Source organism: Paraburkholderia lycopersici, from assembly GCF_900096975.1.
In the GTDB taxonomy this organism is placed as follows: Bacteria; Pseudomonadota; Gammaproteobacteria; order Burkholderiales; family Burkholderiaceae; genus Paraburkholderia; species Paraburkholderia lycopersici.
The window spans coordinates 189988-214555 of the sequence record NZ_FMYQ01000001.1; the positions used below are offsets into that span (position 1 = coordinate 189988).

General features: G+C 67.5%; 22 protein-coding genes. 16 read left to right on the plus strand and 6 right to left on the minus strand.

The window, feature by feature from the left end; all coding sequences use genetic code 11:
• Window positions 1-178 precede the first annotated feature (178 nt).
• From queA to secF, 5 genes are all read left to right on the plus strand, one after another.
• The gene (gene queA / locus BLU17_RS00735) at window positions 179-1240 is read left to right on the plus strand and encodes a tRNA preQ1(34) S-adenosylmethionine ribosyltransferase-isomerase QueA (protein ID WP_091993126.1); all 1062 of its coding nucleotides are present in this window, start codon (window positions 179-181) and stop codon (window positions 1238-1240) included.
• 79 nt (window positions 1241-1319) lie between these two features.
• Complete coding sequence (gene tgt / locus BLU17_RS00740; protein ID WP_091993128.1) at window positions 1320-2519, plus strand: tRNA guanosine(34) transglycosylase Tgt; 1200 nt, start codon at window positions 1320-1322, stop codon at window positions 2517-2519.
• A gap of 230 nt (window positions 2520-2749) precedes the next feature.
• Window positions 2750-3079 (plus strand): preprotein translocase subunit YajC, encoded by a 330-nt coding sequence (gene yajC, locus BLU17_RS00745; RefSeq protein WP_091993130.1) that lies wholly within the window; start codon window positions 2750-2752, stop codon window positions 3077-3079.
• Between the two features lie 171 nt (window positions 3080-3250).
• On the plus strand, window positions 3251-5296 hold the full coding sequence (gene secD / locus BLU17_RS00750) for a protein translocase subunit SecD (RefSeq protein WP_091993133.1): 2046 nt from the start codon (window positions 3251-3253) through the stop codon (window positions 5294-5296).
• 15 nt (window positions 5297-5311) lie between these two features.
• Window positions 5312-6262: a protein translocase subunit SecF gene (secF, locus tag BLU17_RS00755; protein ID WP_091993134.1), complete on the plus strand. Its 951-nt coding sequence runs from the start codon at window positions 5312-5314 to the stop codon at window positions 6260-6262.
• A 79-nt stretch (window positions 6263-6341) separates the two neighbouring features.
• Here the strand turns inward: secF and BLU17_RS00760 are convergent, their stop codons facing one another.
• Both BLU17_RS00760 and BLU17_RS00765 read right to left on the minus strand, forming a co-directional pair.
• Window positions 6342-6911, minus strand: a complete 570-nt coding sequence (locus BLU17_RS00760; protein WP_091994151.1) for a YceI family protein — start codon at window positions 6909-6911, stop codon at window positions 6342-6344.
• A gap of 36 nt (window positions 6912-6947) precedes the next feature.
• Entirely contained in the window at window positions 6948-7547 is a 600-nt protein-coding gene (locus BLU17_RS00765; RefSeq protein WP_091993136.1) for a YceI family protein, read from the minus strand.
• 348 nt (window positions 7548-7895) lie between these two features.
• Between BLU17_RS00765 and BLU17_RS00770 the strand changes: the two genes are divergently transcribed.
• From BLU17_RS00770 to BLU17_RS00805, 8 genes are all read left to right on the plus strand, one after another.
• Window positions 7896-8732: a paraquat-inducible protein A gene (locus BLU17_RS00770; RefSeq protein ID WP_091993138.1), complete on the plus strand. Its 837-nt coding sequence runs from the start codon at window positions 7896-7898 to the stop codon at window positions 8730-8732.
• Entirely contained in the window at window positions 8729-9397 is a 669-nt protein-coding gene (locus BLU17_RS00775) for a paraquat-inducible protein A (protein ID WP_091993140.1), read from the plus strand. Before BLU17_RS00770 ends, BLU17_RS00775 begins: the two co-directional genes overlap by 4 nt.
• Window positions 9390-11003, plus strand: coding sequence for a PqiB family protein (locus BLU17_RS00780; protein ID WP_091993142.1), 1614 nt, complete (start codon window positions 9390-9392; stop codon window positions 11001-11003). The genes BLU17_RS00775 and BLU17_RS00780 overlap by 8 nt, the downstream gene beginning before the upstream one ends.
• Window positions 11000-11755 (plus strand): PqiC family protein, encoded by a 756-nt coding sequence (locus BLU17_RS00785; protein ID WP_091993144.1) that lies wholly within the window; start codon window positions 11000-11002, stop codon window positions 11753-11755. The genes BLU17_RS00780 and BLU17_RS00785 overlap by 4 nt, the downstream gene beginning before the upstream one ends.
• Before the next feature lie 107 nt (window positions 11756-11862).
• On the plus strand, window positions 11863-14001 hold the full coding sequence (locus tag BLU17_RS00790; protein WP_091993147.1) for a site-specific recombinase: 2139 nt from the start codon (window positions 11863-11865) through the stop codon (window positions 13999-14001).
• 105 nt (window positions 14002-14106) lie between these two features.
• Window positions 14107-15423: a THUMP domain-containing class I SAM-dependent RNA methyltransferase gene (locus tag BLU17_RS00795; RefSeq protein ID WP_091993150.1), complete on the plus strand. Its 1317-nt coding sequence runs from the start codon at window positions 14107-14109 to the stop codon at window positions 15421-15423.
• 297 nt (window positions 15424-15720) lie between these two features.
• Window positions 15721-16113, plus strand: coding sequence for a VOC family protein (locus BLU17_RS00800; protein ID WP_425434053.1), 393 nt, complete (start codon window positions 15721-15723; stop codon window positions 16111-16113).
• 66 nt (window positions 16114-16179) lie between these two features.
• Complete coding sequence (locus BLU17_RS00805) at window positions 16180-16866, plus strand: helix-turn-helix transcriptional regulator (RefSeq protein WP_091993155.1); 687 nt, start codon at window positions 16180-16182, stop codon at window positions 16864-16866.
• 73 nt (window positions 16867-16939) lie between these two features.
• Here the strand turns inward: BLU17_RS00805 and BLU17_RS00810 are convergent, their stop codons facing one another.
• The 3 genes from BLU17_RS00810 to BLU17_RS00820 are packed head-to-tail and all read right to left on the minus strand — an operon-like array spanning window position 16940 to window position 19893.
• Window positions 16940-18394, minus strand: coding sequence for an NAD(P)(+) transhydrogenase (Re/Si-specific) subunit beta (locus BLU17_RS00810; protein WP_091993157.1), 1455 nt, complete (start codon window positions 18392-18394; stop codon window positions 16940-16942).
• On the minus strand, window positions 18395-18724 hold the full coding sequence (locus tag BLU17_RS00815) for an NAD(P) transhydrogenase subunit alpha part 2 (protein WP_091993160.1): 330 nt from the start codon (window positions 18722-18724) through the stop codon (window positions 18395-18397). It abuts the gene before it with no gap.
• A gap of 17 nt (window positions 18725-18741) precedes the next feature.
• Window positions 18742-19893: a Re/Si-specific NAD(P)(+) transhydrogenase subunit alpha gene (locus tag BLU17_RS00820; protein WP_091993163.1), complete on the minus strand. Its 1152-nt coding sequence runs from the start codon at window positions 19891-19893 to the stop codon at window positions 18742-18744.
• A 332-nt stretch (window positions 19894-20225) separates the two neighbouring features.
• Here BLU17_RS00820 and BLU17_RS00825 point away from each other — a divergent pair, with 332 nt between their 5' ends.
• The 3 genes from BLU17_RS00825 (at window position 20226) to BLU17_RS00835 (ending at window position 23785) form a co-directional block, all read left to right on the plus strand.
• Window positions 20226-20729: an NUDIX hydrolase gene (locus BLU17_RS00825; RefSeq protein WP_091994154.1), complete on the plus strand. Its 504-nt coding sequence runs from the start codon at window positions 20226-20228 to the stop codon at window positions 20727-20729.
• 30 nt (window positions 20730-20759) lie between these two features.
• Complete coding sequence (gene mnmA, locus BLU17_RS00830; RefSeq protein WP_245746678.1) at window positions 20760-21950, plus strand: tRNA 2-thiouridine(34) synthase MnmA; 1191 nt, start codon at window positions 20760-20762, stop codon at window positions 21948-21950.
• Window positions 21951-22177: 227 nt separating this feature from the next.
• Window positions 22178-23785, plus strand: a complete 1608-nt coding sequence (locus BLU17_RS00835; RefSeq protein WP_091993165.1) for an FMN-binding glutamate synthase family protein — start codon at window positions 22178-22180, stop codon at window positions 23783-23785.
• 90 nt (window positions 23786-23875) lie between these two features.
• Here the strand turns inward: BLU17_RS00835 and BLU17_RS00840 are convergent, their stop codons facing one another.
• A complete protein-coding gene (locus BLU17_RS00840; RefSeq protein WP_091993167.1) occupies window positions 23876-24487 on the minus strand; it encodes a glutathione S-transferase C-terminal domain-containing protein in 612 nt (203 codons plus the stop codon).
• Between the last annotated feature and the right edge of the window lie 81 nt (window positions 24488-24568).

A 24568-nucleotide genomic window follows, 5' to 3' on the forward strand; every position in this document is an offset into this window, starting at 1 on the left:
TGCGTCCGCCGTCGGGCATGCCGCGCGCATCGCCAACGTGCATGTCCCGCAATCATAGCTTGCCCGCCATGCGCGGGCGGGCATCGCAGCCGCTTTTGGGGTGCAACCGTTCCACGGTCCGGCTCCACGAAGCCGCCGCGCGCCGGGCCTCCGGCGCATTTCCATTTCATCAGGCCGCATGTTCAAGCTTTCCGATTTCGATTTCGACCTCCCCGAGGAACTGATCGCCCAGACCGCCCTGCCCGAGCGCAGCGCGAGCCGTCTGCTGGAGGTCGACGGTACGGCGCAGCCCGCGCGCCTCGTCGACCGCCGCTTCTCCGAGCTGCCCGCGCGCGTGGCGCCCGGCGACCTGCTCGTCTTCAACGATACCAAGGTGCTGAAGGCGCGCTTCTTCGGCCAGAAGGCCAGCGGCGGCAAGATCGAGGTGCTTGTCGAGCGCCTGACCGGCGCGCGCACGGCGCTCGCGCAGATCCGCGCGAGCAAGAGCCCCGGCGCAGGCACCGTGCTGCGCCTCGCCGACGCGTTCGACGTCACCGTGGGCGAGCGCGTCGAGCCGTTCTACACGCTGCATTTCCCCGACGACTGCCTCACGCTCATCGAGCGGCACGGCCGTCTGCCGCTGCCGCCCTACATCACGCACGACGCCGACGCGAGCGACGAAACGCGCTATCAAACCGTGTTCGCGCAGAACCCGGGCGCGGTGGCCGCGCCCACGGCGGGCCTGCATTTCGACGACGCCCTGCTCGCGCGACTCGACGCGCAGGGCGTCGAGCGCGCGACGCTCACGCTGCACGTCGGCGCGGGCACGTTCCAGCCGGTGCGCGTGGAGAACATCGCCGAGCACAAGATGCATAGCGAGTGGTATCAACTGCCGCAGTCGCTCGTCGACAAGATCGCGGCCACGCGCGCGCGCGGCGGGCGCGTGATCGCGGTGGGCACGACCTCGATGCGTGCGCTCGAAGCCGCCGCGCGCGACGCCGAACGCGCGGGCCGCCCGCTCGCGGCCACCCAGGCGGAAACCGACATCTTCATCACGCCGGGCTACCGGTTCCGCGTGGTCGACCGGCTAGTCACGAACTTCCACCTGCCGAAGTCGACGCTTTTGATGCTCGTCTCGGCGTTCGCGGGCATCGAGACGATTCGCGCCGCGTATCGCCACGCGATTGCCGAGCGGTATCGCTTCTTCAGCTACGGCGACGCGATGCTGCTGACGCGGACCGGCGACGCGCCCGACGCGTAAGAAGCACCCACACACGTTTTCCCTCCATCCCCATCATCATCTGCGCCGGACTGTCTTCCGGTGGCACAGGAGCCTACGCATGACCGACGGTCATCAAACCAACGCACGCGCCGAACACGGCGCCTATCTGGGCGAGCGCCCGCAAAATGGCCTGAAATTCGAGCTGCTCGGCACCGACGGCCTCGCGCGGCGCGGGCGCGTCACGCTCAACCACGGCGTGGTCGAAACGCCGATCTTCATGCCCGTGGGCACCTACGGCACCGTGAAGGCCACGCAGCCGCGCGAACTCGAAGAGATGCACGCGCAGATCATCCTCGGCAACACGTTCCACCTGTGGCTGCGCCCGGGGCTCGAAACGATCGAGGCGCACGGCGGGCTGCACCGCTTCATGGGCTGGAACCGGCCGATCCTCACCGACTCGGGCGGCTTCCAGGTGTTCTCGCTCGGCGACCTGCGCAAGATTTCGGAGGACGGCGTGCGCTTCGCCTCGCCCGTGAACGGTGACAAGCTGTTCCTCTCGCCCGAAGTGTCGATGCAGATCCAGAAGGTGCTCGATTCCGACATCGTCATGCAGTTCGACGAGTGCACGCCCTACGCCACCAACGGCGTGCCGACGACGCACAAGGAAGCCGCCGACTCCATGCGCATGTCGATGCGCTGGGCGCAGCGCTCGATCGACGAATTCAACGCCTTGAGCAATCCGAACGCGCTGTTCGGCATCGTACAGGGCGGCATGTTCGAGGACCTGCGCGACGAGTCGCTCGCGGGCCTTTCGCAGATGCCGTTCCACGGCTACGCGATCGGCGGGCTTTCGGTGGGCGAGCCGAAGGAAGACATGATGCGCGTGCTCGAACACATCGCGCCGAAGCTGCCCGCCGACAAGCCGCATTACCTGATGGGCGTCGGCACGCCCGAGGATCTCGTGGCGGGCGTGGCCGCGGGCGTGGACATGTTCGACTGCGTGATGCCGACGCGCAACGCGCGCAACGGCTGGATCTTCACGCGCTTCGGCGACATCAAGATCCGCAACGCCGTGCACCGCAACTCGCTGCGCCCGCTCGACGAACAGTGCGGCTGCTACACCTGCCGCAACTTCACGCGTGGCTACCTGCATCACCTGCACCGCGTGGGCGAGATCCTCGGCGCGCAGCTCAACACGATCCACAACCTGCACTACTACCTCGAGCTGATGAGCGAGATCCGCGCGGCCATCGAGACGAAGACGTTCGCGGCATTCCGCCAGCGATTCGCCGGGCAGCGCGCACGCGGCGTCGACTGAAGCCGCCCGCGAGACTTTACAATCGCCTTTCGCGACGACGGTGCAAACCTGGCGCACCTTCCGCGCAGCGTCCCGTCGAGCCGCCCCCGGTTTTCGCGCGCGCACGCCGCGCGGGGCGCGATTCGACATAAGCGCTTGATAGGAAAGCCTATTTTGCGTCATCGTCGCGGAGAATGCCGGTGGTAGAATAACCGGCTCGCTTTTTGATCGTATAACCCGGAGAGACCAACGTGTCGTTCATTTCCAATGCCTTCGCGCAAGGCGGTGCAGCAGGCGGTGCCGAATCGAGCCTCATGAGCTTCCTGCCGCTCATCCTGATGTTCGCCGTGCTTTACTTCATCATGATCCGCCCGCAGATGAAGCGTCAGAAGGAACATCGCAACATGCTCGCGGCCATGGCCAAGGGCGACGAAGTGATCACGAGCGGCGGCATCGTCGGCAAGGTGACGAAGGTCAGCGAAGCCTACGTGGGCGTCGAAATCGCCGATGGCACGGAAATCACCGTGCAGAAGTCGTCGGTCTCGACCATCCTGCCGAAGGGCACGATCAAGTCGCTGTAAGGCTTCGCCAAGCGAACCCTCCAGGCCGTTGCCTCCGAACGAACGGCCTCGCGCATCCGGCCCGCCCTCGCCAGCCCCTGACCAAAGAGCGTCAATGCAGGAACGTCACGCAGGCCCGGCCGGACGCGCGCGCATCGCGGAGGCCATTCCCCTCCCCCGTTGGGTCAACCAATGAACCGTTATCCCCTCTGGAAATATGTCGTGATGCTGGTGGCGCTCGTCATCGGCCTCGTGTACACATTGCCCAATTTCTTCGGCGAAGCGCCCGCGGTCCAGGTGTCGAGCGGCAAAGCCACCGTCAGGCTCGATTCGGGCACGCTCGCGCAGGTCGAAGCCGCGCTGGCGGCGGCCGGCATCAAGGCGACCGACGTCACGTTCGACAACTCGTCGATGAACGCGAACATCCGCGTGCGCGTCGCCGACACGGACACGCAGCTGCGCCTGAAAGACGCGCTCAACAAGGCGCTGAACGCCGACCTGAACGATCCGCAGTACATCGTCGCGCTGAACCTGCAGAGCGCCTCGCCGCGCTGGCTCACGTCGCTGCACGCGCTGCCGATGTACCTCGGCCTCGACCTGCGCGGCGGCGTGCACTTCCTGCTTCAGGTCGACATGAACGGCGCGCTCAACAAGAAGCTCGACTCCGACGCGTCCGACGTGCGCACGCTCCTGCGCGACAAGAACATCCGCGACGGCGGCGTGAACCGCGTCGACCAGTCGGTGGTCGTCAACTTCGCCGACGCCGGCGTGGCCGAGCAGGCGCGCAAGGTCCTCGCGGGCTCGGGCGGCATCACCGAGCTGCAGTGGGCCACGCAAAACAATCCTGAAGGCGGCGTGCAGCTCGTCGGCACGTTTGCGCCGGCCGTGAAAACGGCGGTGCAGCAAGCCGCGCTCAAGCAGAACATCCAGACGCTGCACAATCGCGTGAACGAGCTCGGCGTGGCCGAGCCCGTGATCCAGCAGCAAGGCGACGACCGCATCGTGGTCGAGCTGCCGGGCGTGCAGGACACCGCGAAGGCGAAGGACATCATCGGCCGCACGGCGACGCTCGAAGCGCGCCTCGCCGACCCGATGGGTCTGCATCCGGACCCGAACGCGCCGGTGCCGCCGGGCGACGAGCTCTTCACGCAAGGCAACGCCGCGCCGGTGCTGCTGCGCAAGCAGGTGATCTTCACGGGCGACCGCATCATCGACGCCTCGGCGGGCTTCGACGAGCATCAGCGTCCGTCGGTCAACATCCGTCTCGATTCGGCGGGCGGCCGCGCGGTGCGCGCCGTCTCGCGCGACAACATCGGCAAGCCGATGGCGATGGTGCTGTTCGAGAAGGGCAAGGGCGAAGTGCTGACGGTGGCGACCATCCAGTCGGAACTCGGCGACCGCTTCCAGATCACGGGCCAGCCCACGCCGCAGGCCGCCGCCGACCTCGCGCTGCTGCTGCGCGCGGGCTCGCTCGCCGCGCCGATGGAGATCATCGAGGAACGCACGGTCGGCCCGAGCCTTGGCGCGGACAACATCCGCAAGGGTTTCGACTCGGTGATCTACGGTTTCGCCGCGATCGCCGTGTTCATGATCGCGTACTACATGCTGTTCGGCATGATCTCGATGATCGGCCTCTCGGTGAACCTGCTGCTGCTCGTGGCGGTGCTCTCGATGCTGCAGGCCACGCTCACGCTGCCCGGCATCGCGGCCATCGCGCTGGCGCTCGGCATGGCGATCGACGCGAACGTGCTCATCAACGAGCGCGTGCGCGAAGAGCTGCGCCACGGCGCGCCGCCCCAACTGGCCATCCAGAACGGCTATGCGCACGCCTGGGCGACCATTCTCGACTCGAACGTGACCACGCTCATCGCCGGTCTCGCGCTGCTCGCGTTCGGCTCGGGCCCGGTGCGCGGCTTCGCGATCGTGCACTGTATCGGCATTCTCACGTCGATGTTCTCGGCCGTCTTCTTCTCGCGCGGTCTCGTGAACCTCTGGTACGGCGGCAAGAAGAAGCTCAAGTCGCTCGCGGTGGGCCAGGTGTGGCGTCCGGAGCCGGAAACGGGCGCGCCCGCCCTTGCCGGCGCCGACGCGGGCACCGACACAGGCCGCGCCGTCGCCGGCGCGTCGAAGCGCGAACCGGCGAAGGCCGGCGCCAAGGGCGCCGCGCGCGCCAAGCCGGTCGTGCGCCGACGCAACGCCTCGAACGGCTCCGGCAACAACACCGGCTCGTCCCGCTGATACGGAGTCAAGAAAATGGAATTTTTCCGCATCCGCAAAGACATCCCCTTCATGAAGCACGCGTTGATCTTCAACGCGATCTCGTTCATCACCTTCGTGGCGGCGGTGTTCTTTCTCTTTCACCGTGGCTTGCATCTGTCGATCGAGTTCACGGGCGGCACGGTCATCGAAGTGCAGTATCCGCAGGCGGTGCCGCTCGAACCGGTCCGCGACTCGCTCGCGAAGATGGGCTACGGCGACGCCCAGGTGCAGAACTTCGGCACCTCGCGCGACGTGCTGATCCGCCTGCCGCTCAAAACCGGCCTCTCCTCGGCGCAGCAAAGCGACCAGGTGATGTCCACGCTCAAGACGGCCAACCCGCAGGTGCAGTTGCAGCGCGTGGAGTTCGTCGGCCCGCAGGTCGGCAAGGAACTCGCCACCGACGGCCTGCTCGCGCTCGCCTGCGTGGTGGCGGGCATCGTCATCTATCTGTCGTTCCGCTTCGAATGGAAGTACGCGGTGGCCGGCGTGATCGCGAACCTGCACGACGTCGTGATCATCCTCGGCTTCTTCGCGTTCTTCCAGTGGGAGTTCTCGCTTTCGGTGCTGGCGGCGGTGCTCGCCGTGCTCGGCTACTCGGTGAACGAATCCGTGGTTATCTTCGACCGGATCCGCGAGACCTTCCGCCGCGAGCGCAAGATGAGCGTCACCGAAGTCATCAACCACGCGATCACGAGCACCATGTCGCGGACCATCATTACCCACGGCTGCACGCAAATGATGGTGCTTTCGATGTTCGTCTTCGGCGGCCCGACGCTGCACTACTTCGCGCTGGCGCTGACGGTGGGTATCCTCTTCGGCATCTATTCGTCGGTGTTCGTCGCGGCGGCGCTCGCGATGTGGCTCGGCGTGAAGCGCGAGGATCTCGTGAAGGACAAGAAGGAAAAGTTCGATCCGAACGATCCGAACGCGGGCGCGCAGGTGTAAGCGCCTTCTCGAACAAAAAAAGCCGGTTCTCGCGAACCGGCTTTTTTTTGCGCGCGCAACGGCTTTCGCCGCGCCGTCGCTACTGCTTGATGCCTTCGGCCTGAATGTGCAGCGTGGTCTTCATCTTGAAGCCGTACTTCTTGCCCATGTCCATGCCGAAGTCGTCGCGGTTGAATTCGGCCTCGGCTTCCACGCCGCACACCTCGCGCTTGAGCATCGGGTGCTGCATGCATCTGAACGACTCGATCTCGAGCTTGAGCGGCCGCGTCACGCCGCGCAGCGTGAAGTCGCCGATGACCTCTTTGGGCGTGTCGCCGTCGAAGACGATGCGCGTGCCCTTGTAGGCGGCCGTGGGGTATTTCGCGACGTCGAAGAACTCGTCGCCGAGAAGATGCTTGTCGAGCTGCGGATTGCCGGTCTGCACGGAGGCCGGGTCGATCGTCACGTCCACCTTGCCGGTCTTCGCCGCCCGGTCGAGCGTGACCGTGCCCGTGGTCTTCGTGAACTTGCCGCGCCACGTGGAAAGGCCGCCGAAATGGTCGGCCTCGAAGCTCGGAAAGGTGTGGTTCGGATCGAGCTGGTAAGTATCGGCGGCATGCGCCAGATGGACGGCCAACGACACCGCGACGGATCCTGCGGCCATCAACACGAACTTGTTCAAGGGCGTCTCCTGAAAGCCGTCGATCTACTTGTGCGCGACGACGATGTGAAATTTGATCAGCACTTCGTCGGCCACGATCGAGGTGTCCTTCCATTCGCCGGTGCCGATATTGAAGACGAGGCGGTGAATGGGGAGCGTGCCGTCGAAGGTCTGCGTCGCGCCCTGCTGCGTGAGCACGACAGGCACCGCCACGCTCTCGGTATGCCCCTTGATCGTCAGGTTGCCGTTCACGCGGTACTGGTTCGGCGCGGTCGGCACGATCGAGGTCGAGGCGAAGGCCGCCTGGGGAAACGCCTTCGCATCGAACCACTCGGGCCCGCGCACCGAGTCATTGTAGGTTGCGTCGCCCAGATCGTAGCTCGTCGTGTCGACCGTGATCCGCGCGCTGCCGGCCGCCGGCTTCGCCGGATCGAAGTCGATCTGCGCGCCGAACTTCGTGAAGCTGCCCTGCACCGGCACGTTCATCTGGCGGGAAATGGCGACGATCGTGCTCTTCGCCGCGTCGAGCTGCGCGTGGGCGGCGCCGCCCGCCAGCAGCGCCGCGGCCCCGGCAGTCCAGAGAGCCGCAGCCCCGACGGCCGCGCGCCGTCGATAAAAACGGACCCGCACCGACAATGCTTTCATGATCGTCTCGCTCTGGTTTCGTAGTTCGTCGCTGCGCAGATTCGCCGCGGCCGCGTTTCACGGCCCTCCGGCTCCCATGCCCCGAAAGATAATCCAAAACGGGCGACAGCAAACATCCGGCGGCAAGGGCCGGGCCGCTGCCGCGCTCGCATTCACGATTTGCGCAAACGTGGCACACTCGCAGCCCGTTCGTCGTGCGACGCGCGCGCCCTCGCGGCGCCTCCTGGCCCGTTCCGTCACGCCGCCGGGCCGTTTGGTAACATGGCGCAAGGCGCAGCCCCGCATCTTGCGGCAGGCGCGCCAGCGCCGCACGTTTTCCGTTCACGTCGTTTTGCGTCATCTGCCCGCATGGCCCAGGACAAACTGATCGCGTGTCACGATTGCGACGCGCTCTACCGCAAACCGCGGCTGCTCGGCCGCCAGACGGCGCGCTGCTCGCGCTGCGGCGCGACGCTCTACAGCAGCGCCGCGTCCCAGCTCGACCGCATCTGCGCCATCACGGTCGCCGCGCTCTTCACGTTCATCATCGCCCAGTCGTTTCCGATCATCGAGCTCGACGCGAACGGCATCACCACGGAATCGAGCCTGTTCGGCGCGCTCGTCGTGCTGTGGTACGAAGACATGGAGATCGTCGCGGTGATGGTGTTCTGCGCGACCATCCTCTTTCCGCTCACGGAGATGGTGGCGCTGCTCTACGTGCTGCTGCCGGTGCGGCGCGGCTTCATTCCGCCGGGGTTCGACCTCGTGCTGCGTGCCATCCAGTTCGTGCGGCCCTGGGGCATGCTCGAAGTGTTCATGCTGGGCGTGCTCATCACGATCGTGAAGATGGTGAGCCTCGCGCGCGTGATTCCCGAAACCGCGCTCTTCGCCTTCGGCGCGCTCACGCTGATGTTCACCGTCGTCGTCACCTTCGATGCGCGCACGCTCTGGGACATCGCCGACGGCCTGCGCGACGCCGCGCGCGCGGCCCGCGAAGGCGGCGCCGGCCAGGATGGCGCAGGGGGGGATTCCGGCGGCCCGAAATCGCCACAATCGCCGCAATCGCCGCAATCGCCGCAATCGCCGGGCTCGCCGTCGCCGGTATCGGCTCACCCGCTGGCCGGGTCCGAAATCCGCGACGCGGGCGCGAACGCGCAAGACCCGGCAACGCCGCGCGGCAACCCGCTCCTCAAGGCGCCCCGATGAAATACCAGACCGCCGCCGACGCCGGCTATATCGCCTGTCACGCCTGCGGACACGTGCAGCCGCACGTGCGTCCGCGCACGGGCCTGCACCCGCGCTGCGGGCGCTGCGGCTCGCCCATGCACGAGCGCAACCCCGACAGCATCATGCGCACGTGGGCGCTCCTCATCGCCGCGGCGCTGCTCTACATCCCCGCCAATCTGCTGCCCGTCATGCACACGGCCTCGCTCGTCGGCGACGAGGACGACACCATCATGAGCGGCGTGGTCTACTTCTGGACCTCGGGCGACTGGCCGCTCGCCGTCATCGTCTTCATCGCGAGCATTCTCGTGCCGATGCTCAAGCTCTCGGTGCTCGCGCTGCTCGCGTTCACCTCGCAGCGCCGCTCGACATGGCGCCCCGTCGAACGCACGAAGCTCTTCCGGCTCGTCGAATTCATCGGGCGCTGGTCGATGCTGGACGTGTTCGTCGTCACGCTAACCGTCGCGCTGGTACGCTTCCAGTCGCTTGCGGTCATCACGGCGGGCCCCGGCGCGATCGCGTTCGGCTCGGTCGTGATCCTGACGATGATCGCCTCGATGCAGTTCGATCCGCGCCTCATCTGGGACCCGGTGGACGAAGACAGACACAAACCTGCGCAACACTCTCAGGATCACGCTCATGAATAGTCCGGAAGGACCGACCCCGCCCAATCTGCCCGAGCCGGAGATCGTCAAGCCGAGGCGCTGGCTGCCTTCGCTCGTGTGGATCGTGCCGATCGTCGCCGCGCTGATCGGCGTGGCGCTCGTCGTGAAGTCGGTCGCCATGCGCGGCCCGACCATCACGATCAGCTTCTCGAGCGCCGAGGGCCTCGAGCCGGGCAAGACCAAGGTCAAGTACAAGGACGTCGACATCGGCTCGGTGCGCGCGATCAAGCTCTCGCCCAACCTTTCGCACGTGATCGTCACGGTCGAGCTCACCAAGGACGGCGAACGATTCGCCGTGAAGGACAGCCGCTTCTGGGTCGTGCGCCCGCGCGTGGGCGCAAGCGGCGTTTCGGGGCTCACCACGCTGCTCTCCGGTTCGTACATCGGCGCGGATGCCGGCCGCTCGCAGGAATCGGAAAGCGACTTTGTCGGGCTCGAGGCCCCGCCGGCCGTGACCATCGACGAGAAAGGCCACCGCTATACGCTGCACAGCGGGACGCTCGGCTCGCTCGACATCGGCACGCCGATTTTCTTCCGGCGCATCCAGGTGGGCCAGGTGACGGGCTACTCGCTCGACAAGGACGGCACCGGCGTGACGGTGCAGGTGTTCGTGAGCGCGCCGTTCGACCAGTACGTCGGCACCAACACGCGCTGGTGGCACGCGAGCGGCGTGAACGTGCAGCTCGACTCGAGCGGCATCAAGGTCAACACGCAGTCGCTCGCCACGATCGTCGTGGGCGGCCTCGCGTTCCAGGCCCCCGCGGGCCAGTCCATGGGCCCGCAAGCGCCCGACAACGCCACGTTCGCGCTCGCCTCCGACGAATCCGAGGCGATGCGCGAGCCGGACGGCGCGCCGCAGCGCGTGGTCATGTACTTCAATCAGTCGCTGCGCGGCCTTTCGGTGGGCGCGCCGGTCGACTTCCGCGGCATCGTGCTCGGCCAGGTGACCGACATCGGCATCGAGTACGACCCGAAGCAGCACAACTTCACGATGCCCGTGACGATCGATCTCTATCCGCTGCGCCTGTCGCGCCGCATCCGCGGAGAACCTCCCGCGCCGCATACGCCGCAAAGCCGGGAGCTGATCAAGCGGCTCGTGGCGCGCGGGCTGCGCGGCCAGTTGCGCACCGGCAACCTCATCACGGGCCAGCTTTACGTCGCGCTCGACATCTTCCCCAAGGCCGGGCCCGCGGGGATCGACCTCAACCGCGACCCGCTCGAGCTGCCCACCGTGCCGAACTCGCTGGAAGAGCTGCAGCTTCAGGTGGCGGACATCGCGAAGAAGCTCGACCAGATCCCGTTCGACAAGATCGGCAACAACCTGAACGAGTCGCTCAAGACCGCCAACCAGCTGTTCGCCCAGGTGAACGACCAGATCCTGCCGCAGATGCGCGGCACGCTCGACGAAGCGCAGAAGACCTTCAGCGCCGCGCAGTCCACGCTGCAGCAGGATTCGCCGCTGCAGTCCGACGTGCATCAGGCGATGCAGGAACTCACGCGCACGCTGCAATCGCTCAATTCGCTCTCCGACTATCTGGAGCGCCATCCCGAATCGCTGCTGCGCGGCAAATCTGGAGACAAGCCATGACGTTCCGACGCGTCCCCGCCCTTGCCACGTTCGGCGCGCTGGGCGCGCTGACGGTGGCAGCCGCGCTCGCGGGCTGCGCCTCGCCCGCCAGCCGCTTCTACACGCTCAGCCCGACCGACGACACGGCGCGCGCGACCGCCGCGCCGAGCGCGGGCAACGCCCGGTGGCTGGTCGAACTGGCGCCCGTGGATGTGCCGCCGCAGGTCGCGAAGGCGCAGCTCGTCGTGCAGACCGACGCCAACCGGGTGCGCGTGCTCGAGCAGGAGCGCTGGGCCTCGATGCCCGGCGACGAGATCCGCCGCGCGCTTTCGGGCGACCTCACGCAGCAGCTCGGCACCATCGACGTGTACGGCTCGCCGCATCCGGCCGGCGTACCCGTGTACCGCGTGAGCGTGAACGTGCAGCGCTTCGAGTCGTGGCCGGGCTCGCATGCGCTCGTCGACGCCGTATGGAGCGTGCGCTCGCTCGACACGCAAACCGTCATGACCTGCCGCAGCGTGCTCAACGAGCCCGTCGGCGACGGCTACGACGCGCTCGTGGTCGGCCACCGCCGCGCGATCGAGGCGCTCTCGCAGTCGATCGCGAGCGGCGTGCGCGCGCTCGCGGCCGCACCGCGCGCGAGCACGCCGGCGAGCGGCAAGAAGTCCGCCGCCATCGCACAGCCGGTGGCGAGCATCGCCTGCCCGCAAATGGCGCCCGCCGCGGCCGCCGGCCCGGGCTCCGCCACCGCGCCGCAATCCGCCGGCGGCTGAGCCGCCCACACCCCCTTGCGCGACCGGCAACGTCGCATCGCCGGGCCGCGCCAAGGCCAGACCGGGGCAGCACGTGCCGTCCCGGGCCGCCGTCCTGACCCACGCTTATGTTCCGCTCTCTCAAGACACTCTGGAAAAAATGGCGCGCGTCGCGCAACGCCGGGCACCAGCTCGACGCGCTGCTCGCGCTCGCCGACGCCGACGCCCCCTACGCGGAGCGCAGCGAATGGCTGATCGAGCTCGCGCACTGGATCCATCGCCGCGGCCATCTCGACAGCGCCGAAGGCGGGACGTCCCGCGCCGCAGCCGCCGGCGCCCCGCCGCACCGCGCGCCGCCCGAGCACGCGCGCGTGCGCTACCTGCTGCACGTGCTCGAGCGCAACCCCGCCTGGAAGGACAACGTCGGCGCGATGCTGCGCAAGCTGCTGCGCGAGAGCGACGGCATCTCGCTGCTCTGCGACGCCGGCATGCCGGTGCATTCGGGCCTCCTCGGCGCACTCGTGGGCCGCCTGCAGGCGCTGATGATCCCGCCGGCGCCCAACCGGCGCGATCTCGCGGCGCTCGTCACGCTGATGTTCCCCGCGACGCACGATCCCGAATGGATCGCCACGCTGCCCCCCGATCTGCTTGCGCGGCTGCGGGCGCTGATCGCCGGAGCGGACGCGGCGGCCTCGCCGGGGCAGGGGCTAGGGCCGCACCCCGGCGAGTTCTCGCTCGACTTGCTGACCGCGCTGCACAACCTCACCTGCCAGATCAGCTCGACGGGCCTCTCGCCGACCGTGCGAAGCCGCCTCTCGAGCGACGACGCGCACGTGGCCGTCGAACGGCTGCCGTTCTATCGCCTCACGCGCGCGATGCTCGCGGTCGAGAACGCGCGCGACACGGGCGACGCGGCGCGCCTGCTGCCCGAGGTGACATGGCTGCGCCTGCTGCTCGACGACTGCCGCAAAGCCACCGACGACGTGTTCGCTCACCTCTACCGCAACGGCGTGCGCGTGGACACGGTGTTCCAGGTCGAGCGCATGCGCATGCGCATCGTGCGCGCGGAGCGTCTGCTCGACGCCTGGATGGCCGCCGGCGACGCCCCGATGCAGGCGCGCCTCGTCGCGGACCTCGTCGAAGCGAACCAGCAGAGCCAGAGCATCGCGCACCTGCTGCGCAGCAACTTCGCGCTGCTCTCGCGCAAGGTGGTCGAGCTTTCCGCCGACACGGGCGAACACTACATCGCGCGCGACCGCGCCGAGTACCTCACGATGCTGCGCATGGCCGCGGGCGGCGGCCTCGTGACGGCGGTGACGGTGTACGTGAAGTTCGGCATCACGGGCGCGCACCTGCCGTCGATGATCGAGGGGGTCTTCGCGGGGATCAACTATGCGCTGAGCTTCCTCGTCATGCACTTCTGCCACCTCTCGCTCGCGACCAAGCAGCCCGCGATGACCGCGCCCACGCTCGCGCGCGAACTCGACGGCGCGACCGAGGCGCCGGGACGCGCGCGCTTCGCCTCGACCGTGGTGGCGCTCATGCGCACCCAGGCGGCGGCGGTAGCGGGCAACGTGCTGCTCGTGTTTCCGGCGTGTCTGGCCGTGCAACTGCTGTGCGGGTGGGTCTTTCACGCGAACCTGATCTCGCCCTTCAAGGCGCACGCGACGCTGCAATCGTTCTCGCTCGCCGGGCCCACGCCGTTCTACGCGGCGCTCACCGGCGTGCTGCTGTGGCTTTCCAGCCTCGTCGCCGGCTGGGCCGACAACTGGTTCGTGCTGCACCGCGTGGAAGACGCGCTCGCCTGGAACCGGCGGCTGCGCATGACGCTCGGCGTCGCGGGCGCGGCTCGGCTCGCGCACTTTTGCCGGACGAACGCGGCGGGCGTGTGGGGCAACATCGTGCTCGGCATGATGCTGGGCGTCGTGCCCGCCCTGGTTTCGGCGATCACGTTCCATTTCGAGGTGCGCCACGTGACGCTCTCGGCCGGTTCGATCGGCGTGGCGCTCGGCGTGCTCGGCGCTGACACGCTGCGCTCGGGCGAACTCTGGTGGGCGGTGGCGGGCGTCGCCAGCATGGCCGTGCTCAACGTCGCGGTGAGCTTCGCGCTCGCGCTGCAGATGGCGCTGCGCTCGCGCGACCTGCGGCGCAAGGACGTGCAGCCGCTCATGCGCGTGGTCTGGCGGCGCATCGTGCGCCGGCCGATCGATCTGGTGTGGCCGATGCGCAAGGGACAGACGGCGACAGAAGCAGAAAGCAGCCACTGACGCGCCGCCGAGGAGCGCCCGGCAGCGCCGCCCAGCGCGCTCGTCCTGGGCGCCCGCGCAACCCGCGTACAATAGCGCCTTCCCCGCAGCGTCCCATCCTCCTTCATGTCTTTCGATTTCTTTGCCCCCTGCCCGCGCGGCCTCGAAGCCGCGCTCGCCGCCGAACTGGCCGAAACCGCGCAACGGCGCCTGCCGCCCGGCGCGCTCCAGGTCGGCGCCGAGGTGCCCGGCGGCGTGCATTTCCGCGGCAACTGGGCCGGCGGCATGGCCGCGAACCTGCATTCGCGCATTGCGAGCCGCGTGCTCCTGAAGATCGCCCAGCGCCCGTACCGCAGCGAACAGGATATCTACGCGCTCGCGCGCGAGCAGCGCTGGGACCAGTGGTTCACGCCGAACGAGACGCTGCGCGTCGACATTACCGCGATCAAGTCGCCGTTGCGCAGCCTCGAATTCGCCACGCTGCGCGTGAAGGATGCGATCTGCGACCGCATGCGCGACAAGGCGGGCGCGCGCCCGAGCATCGACACCGCATATCCGGACGTGCGCGTCTTCGCCTTCCTCACCGCGAACGAGTGCACGCTCTATCTCGACACCTCCGGCGAGCCGCTCTTCAAGCGCGGCTGGCGTCTGGACAAGGGCGCGGCCCCGCTGCGCGAGAATCTCGCCGCAGGCATCCTGCGCCTCACGGGCTGGACTGCCGGCACGCCGCTCTACGATCCGATGTGCGGCAGCGGCACGTTCCTCGCGGAAGCGGCTCAGGTCGCGCTCGACATCGCGCCGGGGCTCGATCGCCGGTTCGGCTTCGAGTCGCTCAAGCAAGCCGACATGGCCGCCTGGCGGTACCTGAAGAGCGAGGCCAACACGGCGCGCAACACCGCGCAGGGCGGCTCGCGCGACCTTCTGATCTTCGGCAGCGACATCTCCGACGTCATGCTCGAGAAGGCGCGCGCGAACTTCAAGCGCGCGGGCTTCGGCAACGTGCCGCTCAAGCAGCTCGACGCGCGCAACATGACGCCGCCCTCGGACGCGCCGGGCATTCTCGTGGCGAACCCGCCGTATGGCGAGCGTATCGAGGTACGCGGGCGCAACGCGCGCGGCGAGGCGCGCCCCACGGCGCGCGAACTGCGCGGCGATGACGACGAGGGCTTCCGCCGCGCCAAAGACGACGCACCCGATGCCGAGTTCTTCCAGGCGCTCGGCGACGCGCTCAAACAGCGCTTCACGGGCTGGCGCGCTTTCTTCCTCACCTCCGACCGCAAGCTGCCGGGCCAGTTGCGCCTGCGCGAAGCGGCCAAGACACCGCTCTACAATGGCGCGCTCGAATGCCGTCTGTTCCGCTTCGACCTGATCGCGGGCAGCGTGCGGCAGCGTCCGGCCGGCGGCGGTGCGAACACCCCCGAGCGCGGAGCCGACGCGAACTGACGTTCGCATGACAACGCCGCGGGCGGCGCGCGCGCCGCCCGCGGCTATCCACCGTAGTGGATAGTCCTCGTCCTCTGCGGTCCCCCCGCTTCTTGCCCGTCGGCGCGCGACGTCTGCCCACGCGCGCTCCCGCCAAAAAATTCGAACCGCCCAGCGGGCTCCCCCAGGATCGGCGCGCCAAGGCTACTGACAGCACGCTGTCAGCAGCCCCCCGGCACACTGCCTCTACGCCATCCGGCGAGGCGGCAGCCGCCCGGCTGCCGCCATTCACCGTCCGCCGTTGCCTTCGAGGAGCGCATTGTGTCTACCGATCTGTCCCGTGTGATCTCGTGGTTCGAAATTCCCGCGCACGACCTGGAGCGCGCCGCCCGCTTTTACGAAACAGCCCTCGATACCTCGCTGCAGCGCGAGGTGGTCGGCGGCGTGCCGATGGCGCTCTTCGCGCACACCGAAACCGAAACCGGCGGCTGCATCGTGTTCAATCCGCACGACGCCAAGCCCGACCCGAAAGGCGTGCTCGTCTATCTGAACGCGCAGCCTTCGGTCACGGCCGTGCTCGACCGCGTGGAAAAGGCGGGCGGCAGGCAACAGGGGCCGGCGGTCGAGCTGCCGAACCACTATGGCTACATCGGCTTTTTCATCGACACCGAGGGCAACCGCGTCGGCCTGCACGCGCCCAAGCTCGGCTAGGCGGGGGGGCGGCATGCGGGCGGCGCTATCATCCGTGGTTATCCTCATCATCGCGCCCGCCCTCCCATGACCCGCCGCGCCGACCGCCTCTTTCGCATCGCCGAACTGCTGCGCGGCCGGCGTCTCACCACGGCGCAGCAACTGGCCGACTGGCTCGAAGTCTCCCCGCGCACGGTCTATCGCGACGTGCGCGACCTGCAGCTTTCGGGCGTGCCGATCGAAGGCGAAGCGGGCATCGGCTACCGGCTCGCGCGCACGGCGAGCCTGCCGCCGCTCACCTTCAGCGCCGACGAGCTCACCGCGCTCGCCGTGGGCGCGCGCATGGCCGAATCGTGGGGCGGCGCCGCGCTGGCGAGCGGCGCGCGCGGGGCGCTCGCGAAGATCGCCGCGGCCTTGCCCGCGGAAAAGCGCGCGGTGATGGAGCGGCTCGCCGTGTTCGCGCCCGCGTATCACATGGATCACACGTTTTCGGACAAGCTCGACGCGCTGCACCGCGCCGTCGATACGCGGCTCGTCGTGCGCTTTGCGTACTGCGACCGCATCGGCGCCCATACGCAGCGGCGCATCTGGCCGCTCGGGCTCGTCTACTGGGGCGCGCAATGGACCGTGGGCGCCTGGTGCGAAATGCGCGAGGACTTCCGCAATTTCAACATCGCGCGCATGGAGAACGTGGAGGTGCTCGAGCCGTTTCCCGACGTGAGCGGGCGGCGTCTCGCCGACTACCTGCGTCGCGTGAATGCGCCTTCGCCATGAGCGCCAAAAGCGCTCGCCCAAAAAAAGCGCGCATCGCTGCGCGCCTTTTGCGTGTATCTCTCGCGCTTCGCGCTCAATCCACGGCCTTCACCATCTCCTCGATCACCTTCTTCGCGTCGCCGAACACCATCATCGTCTTGTCCATGTAGAAGAGCTCGTTGTCGAGGCCCGCGTAACCGGCCGCCATCGAGCGCTTGTTCACGATGATCGTGCGCGCCTTGTACGCCTCGATGATCGGCATGCCCGCGATCGGCGACTTCGGATCGTTCTTCGCCGCCGGGTTCACCACGTCGTTCGCGCCGAGCACGAGCACCACGTCGGTCCGGCCGAACTCGTTGTTGATGTCCTCCATCTCGAACACGAGGTCGTAGGGCACTTCGGCTTCGGCGAGCAGCACGTTCATGTGGCCCGGCATGCGGCCCGCCACCGGATGGATCGCGTAGCGCACGTCCACGCCCTTTTCGACGAGCTTGTCGGTGAGCTCCTTCAGCGCATGCTGCGCGCGCGCCACGGCGAGGCCGTAGCCCGGCACGATCACCACGCTTTCCGCATTGCCGAGCATGAACGCCGCGTCGTCGGCGGAACCCGACTTCACCGGACGCTGCTCCTGCGCGCCGCCCGCCGCCGCCCCACCCGCCTCGCCGCCGAAGCCGCCCAGCAGCACGTTGAAGAACGAGCGGTTCATCGCGTGGCACATGATGTACGAGAGGATCGCGCCCGACGAGCCCACGAGCGAGCCCGCGATGATGAGCATGGCGTTGTTCAGCGAGAAGCCGATGCCGGCCGCCGCCCAGCCCGAGTACGAGTTCAGCATCGAGACAACCACGGGCATGTCCGCGCCGCCGATCGGGATGATGATGAGCACGCCCAGCGCGAACGCGATCAGCGTCATGATGATGAACGGCAGCCACGACTGCGTGAGGAAGAACAGGATGCCGAAGCCGATCATGCCGAGCGCAAGCATCAGGTTGATGAGATGCTGGCCCGGATAAACGACGGGCGCGCCCTGGAACAGCCTGAACCTGTACTTGCCGGAGAGCTTGCCGAAAGCGATCACCGACCCCGAAAACGTGATCGCGCCGACGAACGTGCCGATGAAAAGCTCGATGCGGTTGCCGTACGGCAGGAAGCCCGGATACGGCGCATCTTCGGCCACGAGCCCGAACGCGGCAGGCTCCGACACGACCGCATAGGCGATGCACACCGCCGCGAGACCGATCAGCGAGTGCATGGCCGCGACGAGCTCGGGCATCTTCGTCATCTCGACGCGCGCCGCGACATACGCGCCGAGCCCCCCGCCCACCACGAGCGCCGCGAACAGCAGCGCAAGCCCGAGCCCGAGATTCGAGCCGAACTGTGCCGACTCCTTCACGATCAACGCGAGGGTGGTGAGAATGGCGATGGCCATGCCGACCATGCCGAACACGTTGCCGGCGCGCGCGCTCTTCGGATTCGACAAGCCCTTGAGCGCCTGGATGAAGCAGACCGACGCCACCAGATAAAGCAGCGTAACGACGTTCATGCTCATTTATGCGCCCTCCTTGCTGCCGGACGCAGGGAGTTTCTTCGGTTCCTTCTTGCGGAACATCTCCAGCATTCGCCGCGTGACGAGAAACCCGCCGAACACGTTCACGGCCGCGAGCAGCACGGCGAAGGTGCCGAAGAACTTGCCCGCGCCGCCCACGGTCAGGCCCGTGGCGAGCATCGCGCCGACGATCACGATCGCCGAGATCGCATTGGTCACGGCCATGAGCGGCGTGTGCAGCGCGGGCGTGACGTTCCAGACCACGTGATAGCCCACATACACGGCCAGCACGAAGATGATCAGGTTGATGACGGTATGGTTGATGACTTCCATTGCGGGTCTCCTCCTCGTCAGGCCTTGCGCGTGACCTGGCCGTCGCGGGCCAGCAGCGTGGCCGCGACGATGTCGTCCGCGAGATCGATGTTGAGCGTGCCTTCCTTCGTGACGATGAGCTTCAGGAAGTCGAGCAGGTTGCGCGCGTAGAGCGCGGAGGCGTCGGCGGCGACCATCGAGGCCAGGTTCGTGTATCCGCAGATCTGCACGCCGTGGTGCGTCACGACCTTGTCGGCTTCGGTGAGCGGGCAGTTGCCGCCGCGCCGGCCCGTGGCCTGATCGGCGACGGGACCGCGTCCCGCCGCGAGGTCGATCACCACGGAGCCCGGCTTCATCGCCTGCACCGTTTCCGAGGGCAGCAGCGTGGGCGCATCGCGGCCCGGAATCAGCGCGGTCGAGATGACGATGTCGGCCTGCCTCGCGCGCTCGTGAACCAGCGCCGCCTGGCGCGCGAGCCACGAAGGCGGCATCGGCCGCGCATAGCCGCCCACGCCGACGGCCGCTTCGCGCTCCTCATCGGTTTCGTAGGGCACTTCGAGGAATTTGCCGCCGAGCGACTCGATCTGCTCCTTGACGGCCGGGCGTACGTCCGACGCTTCGATCACCGCGCCGAGTCGCCGCGCCGTGGCGATGGCCTGCAGGCCCGCCACGCCCGCGCCCAGCACGAGCACGCGCGCGGCCTTCACCGTGCCGGCGGCGGTCATCAGCATCGGCATGAAGCGGGGATAGAGGTTCGAGGCCACGAGCACCGCCTTGTACCCGGCGATGTTGGCCTGGGAGGAAAGTACGTCGAGGCTCTGCGCGCGCGTGGCGCGCGGCGCGGCTTCGAGCGCGAAGGCCGTCACGCCCGCTTCGGCCAGCTTCGCGGCGTTCTCCGCATTAAAGGGATCGAGCATGCCGACGAGCACCGCGCCGCGCTTCATGAACGGCAGCTCGCTCACCGTGGGCGACTGGACCTTGAGCACGAGGTCCGCGCCGAAGGCGGAAGCCGCGTCGGCGACCTGCGCGCCTACGGCCGCGTATGCCTCGTCGGGATAGCTCGCGCCGGCGCCCGCGCCGGCCTGGATCGTCACCGTGTGGCCCTGGGCGACGTACTTCCTGACTGTCTCCGGCGTCGCGGCCACGCGGGTTTCGTTCGCCCGCGTCTCTGCAGGCACTCCGATATGCATCGTTGTTTCCTCCTCGACCAACTTGTTCTAGCTGTTCTGGCTCGAATCGAGCGGAGGGACGCCGGCATGTGACCTGGACATGCGCTTTTGAAGCGCATTTTTAAAACGCCGGCATCCAGTGCAACGGCAAAAACGACGCACCACTTTAACCGAAAGCGGCGGCAGCTTTGTAGCAGGAATTGCCCGCTTTTGTGCGATGCACACAACACGCCGCGCCGTCCGACCGGACGGTCTGGAGTATCAGGCGACCCGGTCTTGCGCTCCGCATGGCCCGCCTGGCCGCCGATCCGGCCCCGGGCAGCCTTCGCGGCGTCCCGGTAAAATACCGCCCCATGAACGAGGAAACCTGGGCACCCCACGTGACCGTGGCCGCGATCGTCGAGCGCGACGGGCGTTTTCTGCTCGTCGAGGAGCATACGGCGGCGGGCCTGCGTCTGAACCAGCCCGCCGGGCATCTGGAAGCGGGCGAGACACTGCACGAGGCCGTGGTGCGCGAAACGCTGGAGGAAACCGCGCACGCGTTCACGCCCGAAGCGCTGGTCGGCGTGTACATGACGCATTTCGGCGGGCCGGGCGAGAGCGGCGCGACGTATCTGCGCTTCACGTACTGCGGCAGCGTCGCGAGCGAGCCGGAAAGCCGCGCGCTCGATCCGGACATCGTCCGCACGCTCTGGATGAGCGCGGACGAGCTGCGCGCGGCGAGCGAGCGCCATCGCACGCCGCTCGTGATGCGGTGCGTCGACGATTACCTCGCGGGCAAGCGCGTGCCGCTGGACTTCGTCCAGACGCATGCGACGGCCCCCCGATCCGGGACAAACGCGGCGCCCAGGCGTTGAACGAAGCAGGCTGAACAAGGCAGCAAAGCAATGAGCAAACGCAAGGTCGTGGTGGGCATGTCGGGCGGCGTCGATTCGTCGGTCACCGCATGGCTGCTCAAGGAACAGGGATTCGACGTCGTCGGTCTCTTCATGAAGAACTGGGAAGACGACGACGACGGCGAGTACTGCTCGACGCGCCAGGACTGGATCGACGTGGTGTCGGTCGCCGACCTGATCGGCATCGACGTCGAGGCCGTGAACTTCGCCGCCGAGTACAAGGACCGCGTGTTCGCGGAGTTCCTGCGCGAGTATTCCGCGGGCCGCACGCCGAACCCGGACGTGCTCTGCAACGCCGAGATCAAGTTCAAGGCCTTCCTCGACCACGCCATGTCGCTGGGCGCAGAAACGATCGCCACGGGCCACTACGCACGCGTGCGCGAGCGCGAGGGACGCTTCGAACTTCTCAAGGCGTTCGACCACACGAAAGATCAGTCGTACTTCCTGCATCGCCTGAACCAGGCGCAGCTTTCGAAAACGATGTTCCCGCTCGGCGAAATACCCAAGACGAAGGTGCGCGAGATCGCCGAAAAAATCGGCCTGCCGAACGCGAAAAAGAAGGATTCCACAGGAATCTGCTTCATCGGCGAGCGGCCGTTCCGCGACTTCCTCAACCGTTATCTGCCGACGAAACCCGGCCCGATGATGACGCCCGACGGCAAGGTCGTGGGCGAGCACATCGGCCTCGCGTTCTACACGTTCGGGCAACGCAAGGGCATCGGCCTTGGCGGCAGCAAGGACGGCAGCGGCGATCCGTGGTTCGTCGCGGGCAAGGATATGGCGTCGAACACGCTCTACGTCGTGCAGGGCCACGATCATCCGTGGCTGCTCGCGCACGAGCTGCGCGCGGGCAACGTGAGCTGGGTCGCGGGCGAGCCGCCCGCCGAAGATCACGCGTGCGGCGCGAAAACGCGCTATCGCCAGGCTGACGCGCCCTGCTCGTTCCATGCGGCCGACGCGTTCGGCGCGGGTCAGTTCACGCTGCGTTTTCCCGACGCGCAATGGGCCGTGACGCCGGGCCAGTCGGCGGTGCTCTATGACGGCGACGTGTGCCTTGGCGGCGGCATCATCGAAGCGGTGACGACGCTCGCGCCGCACGTGCCGGCGGTGCCGCCGCCCGAAGCGCCGAAGAAACGGAAACGCGTGCCGCGCAAGAAGCCTTCGCCAGTCACCGCGGCATAAAGGCGGCGACGGCAGGGCAAACGTAAGGAGAGAGAACGCGGCGCGTACGGCGCCGTTTTTTTTTATCGCATGCCGCCGGTCCGCTTGTCCGCTTCCCGGCCGGATTCACGAACTTGCGGCATCATTCCGGCAGCCGCGCCGGACAAGGGCGCGGCCGACGCGCGCCGCCCGCTCGACGAGAGCGGAGCAGGCGCGCGCATCAAGTCAAGTTCGAGGAGTTCCCCCCAATGTTTTCCCGACGTTATCTCGCCATGTGGGGCGCCGTGCTGCTGCTCGCGGCCTGCGTCGCCGCCGCGGCGCTCCAGCATTTGTCGTGGTATTGCGTGATCGTGCCCGCGCTGCTCGTCGCGCTCGGCATCTACGACATGGTGCAGCAGCGCCACGCGATCCTGCGCAACTACCCGATCTGGGGCCATCTGCGCTTTCTGTTCGAGTTCGTGCGGCCCGAGATCCGCCAGTATTTCGTCGAGGACGACACCGACGAAAAGCCGTTCTCGCTCGCCCAGCGCAGCCTCGTCTACCAGCGCGCGAAGAACGCCGTCGACAGCCGCCCGTACGGCACCGAACTCGACGTGAAGGCCGTGGGCCACGAATGGATTAGCCATTCGCTCGCGCCCACGAAGCTCGAAGGCAGCGACTTCCGCGTGCTCGTGGGCGCGAATCGCGCGCAGCCGTATTCGATGTCGATCTTCAACGTTTCCGCGATGAGCTTCGGCGCGCTTTCCGCGAACGCCATCCGCGCGCTCAACATGGGCGCGAAAAAAGGCGGTTTCGCGCACGACACGGGCGAAGGCTCGCTCTCGAAGTATCACCGCGAGAACGGCGGCGACATCATCTGGGAAATCGCTTCGGGCTACTTCGGCTGCCGCAACGAAGACGGCACCTTCAGCGCCGAAAAATTCCGGCGCCTCGCGAACGAGCCGCAGGTGAAGATGATCGAAGTGAAGCTCTCGCAAGGTGCGAAGCCCGGCCACGGCGGCATGCTGCTCGCGGCGAAGGTCACGCCCGAGATCGCCGAGACGCGCGGCATTCCGATCGGCAAGGATTGCGTTTCGCCGGCGCGCCACTCGGAATTCTCCACGCCGCGCGGCCTGCTCGAATTCATCGAGCGCCTGCGCAAGCTCTCGGGTGGCAAGCCCACGGGCTTCAAGCTGTGCATCGGCCATCCGTGGGAATTCTTCGGCATTGCCAAGGCGATGCTCGAAACGGGCATCCTGCCGGACTTCATCGTCGTGGACGGCGCCGAAGGCGGCACGGGCGCGGCGCCGCTCGAATTCACCGATCACATCGGCACGCCGCTGCAGGAGGGGCTGCTGCTCGTGCACAACACGCTCGTGGGCATCGGCTTGCGCGAGAAGATCAAGGTCGGCGCGAGCGGCAAGATCATCACCGCGTTCGACATCGCGCGCACGCTCGCGATCGGCGCGGACTGGGTCAACTCGGCGCGCGGCTTCATGTTCGCCGTCGGCTGCATCCAGGCGCAGAAGTGCCACTCGGACCGCTGCCCGACCGGCGTCGCCACGCAAGACCCCGTGCGCCAGCGCGCGCTGAACGTGCCCGACAAGGGCGAGCGCGTCTACAACTTCCACCACAACACGCTGCACGCGCTGCAGGAACTGATCCAGGCCGCCGGTCTCTCGAGCCCCTCGGATCTGCGCGCGCATCACATCGTGCGGCGCGTATCGTCGTACGAAGTGAAGCTGATGTCGGAACTGCTCCGGTATCTGAAGCCCGGCGACCTGCTCGAAGGGCGCTATCGCTATCAGCTTTACGAGAAGTGGTGGCCGGCCGCGCGCAGCGATTCGTTCGCGCCGGCCGAGGAAAAGATCGTCTGAACAATGGCAAAACGCGCCGCACACACGATGTGCGGCGGCGGCGCCGGACGCGCCTCGCGCGCGCCCGGCGGGAAACGCATCAAATGCGCGTCAGCCTTGCGGCACCGTGTCGATGAACGACTGGCGCTGCGAGAGCTTTTCGAAGTGACGCGCGAGATTCGGATGCGCCTCGCGCCAGTTCAGCTCCGGCATGCGGAAGTCGAGATAGCCGAGCGCGCAGCCCACGGCGATGTCCGCGAGCGTGTAGCGGTTGCCCGCGCACCACGGGTTGCCGTCGAGGCCCTTCGCCATCGCGTCGAGGCCTGCGTGGATCTTGCGCTCCTGGCGCTGCACCCACGCCTCGTTGCGCTGCTCTGGCGTGCGCTGCGTGCCTTCGAGGCGGATCAGCACGGTGGCGTCGAGCATGCCGTCGGCGAGCGCTTCCCAGCAACGCACTTCAATGCGCTCGCGGCCGGCGGGCGGAATGAGCTTGGCCACTGGCGAGAGCATGTCGACGTACTCGCAGATCACACGCGAGTCGAACACGGCCTCGCCGTCGTCCATCACGAGGCACGGGACCTTGCCGAGGGGGTTGAAATCGTGGATCGCCGTCTCGGCGCCCCACACGTTTTCGAGCACCAGCTTGTAGTCGATTTTCTTTTCGGCGAGCGTGATCCGCGCTTTGCGGACATACGGGCTGCCGAGCGAACCGATAAGTTTCATCGCACCTGCCTTTTCTGGAATCCGGCCGAAGTATACGTTGGATTCGCGCTTTTCTGACGCACCTCCTGTTGCGCTGCGGGA

Bases quoted from the DNA above. Each gene is read 5' to 3' on its own strand.
- BLU17_RS00805 (WP_091993155.1), top strand. From the start codon at position 16,180: ATGACCCGCCGCGCCGACCGCCTCTTTCGCATCGCCGAACTGCTGCGC.
- BLU17_RS00820 (WP_091993163.1), bottom strand. From the start codon at position 19,893: ATGCATATCGGAGTGCCTGCAGAGACGCGGGCGAACGAAACCCGCGTG.
- BLU17_RS00835 (WP_091993165.1), top strand. From the start codon at position 22,178: ATGTTTTCCCGACGTTATCTCGCCATGTGGGGCGCCGTGCTGCTGCTC.
- BLU17_RS00765 (WP_091993136.1), bottom strand. From the start codon at position 7,547: ATGAAAGCATTGTCGGTGCGGGTCCGTTTTTATCGACGGCGCGCGGCC.
- BLU17_RS00790 (WP_091993147.1), top strand. From the start codon at position 11,863: ATGTTCCGCTCTCTCAAGACACTCTGGAAAAAATGGCGCGCGTCGCGC.
- BLU17_RS00775 (WP_091993140.1), top strand. From the start codon at position 8,729: ATGAAATACCAGACCGCCGCCGACGCCGGCTATATCGCCTGTCACGCC.
- secD (WP_091993133.1), top strand. From the start codon at position 3,251: ATGAACCGTTATCCCCTCTGGAAATATGTCGTGATGCTGGTGGCGCTC.
- BLU17_RS00770 (WP_091993138.1), top strand. From the start codon at position 7,896: ATGGCCCAGGACAAACTGATCGCGTGTCACGATTGCGACGCGCTCTAC.
- secF (WP_091993134.1), top strand. From the start codon at position 5,312: ATGGAATTTTTCCGCATCCGCAAAGACATCCCCTTCATGAAGCACGCG.
- mnmA (WP_245746678.1), top strand. From the start codon at position 20,760: ATGAGCAAACGCAAGGTCGTGGTGGGCATGTCGGGCGGCGTCGATTCG.
- BLU17_RS00825 (WP_091994154.1), top strand. From the start codon at position 20,226: ATGAACGAGGAAACCTGGGCACCCCACGTGACCGTGGCCGCGATCGTC.
- BLU17_RS00815 (WP_091993160.1), bottom strand. From the start codon at position 18,724: ATGGAAGTCATCAACCATACCGTCATCAACCTGATCATCTTCGTGCTG.
- tgt (WP_091993128.1), top strand. From the start codon at position 1,320: ATGACCGACGGTCATCAAACCAACGCACGCGCCGAACACGGCGCCTAT.
- BLU17_RS00785 (WP_091993144.1), top strand. From the start codon at position 11,000: ATGACGTTCCGACGCGTCCCCGCCCTTGCCACGTTCGGCGCGCTGGGC.
- BLU17_RS00810 (WP_091993157.1), bottom strand. From the start codon at position 18,394: ATGAGCATGAACGTCGTTACGCTGCTTTATCTGGTGGCGTCGGTCTGC.
- queA (WP_091993126.1), top strand. From the start codon at position 179: ATGTTCAAGCTTTCCGATTTCGATTTCGACCTCCCCGAGGAACTGATC.
- BLU17_RS00780 (WP_091993142.1), top strand. From the start codon at position 9,390: ATGAATAGTCCGGAAGGACCGACCCCGCCCAATCTGCCCGAGCCGGAG.
- BLU17_RS00840 (WP_091993167.1), bottom strand. From the start codon at position 24,487: ATGAAACTTATCGGTTCGCTCGGCAGCCCGTATGTCCGCAAAGCGCGG.
- BLU17_RS00795 (WP_091993150.1), top strand. From the start codon at position 14,107: ATGTCTTTCGATTTCTTTGCCCCCTGCCCGCGCGGCCTCGAAGCCGCG.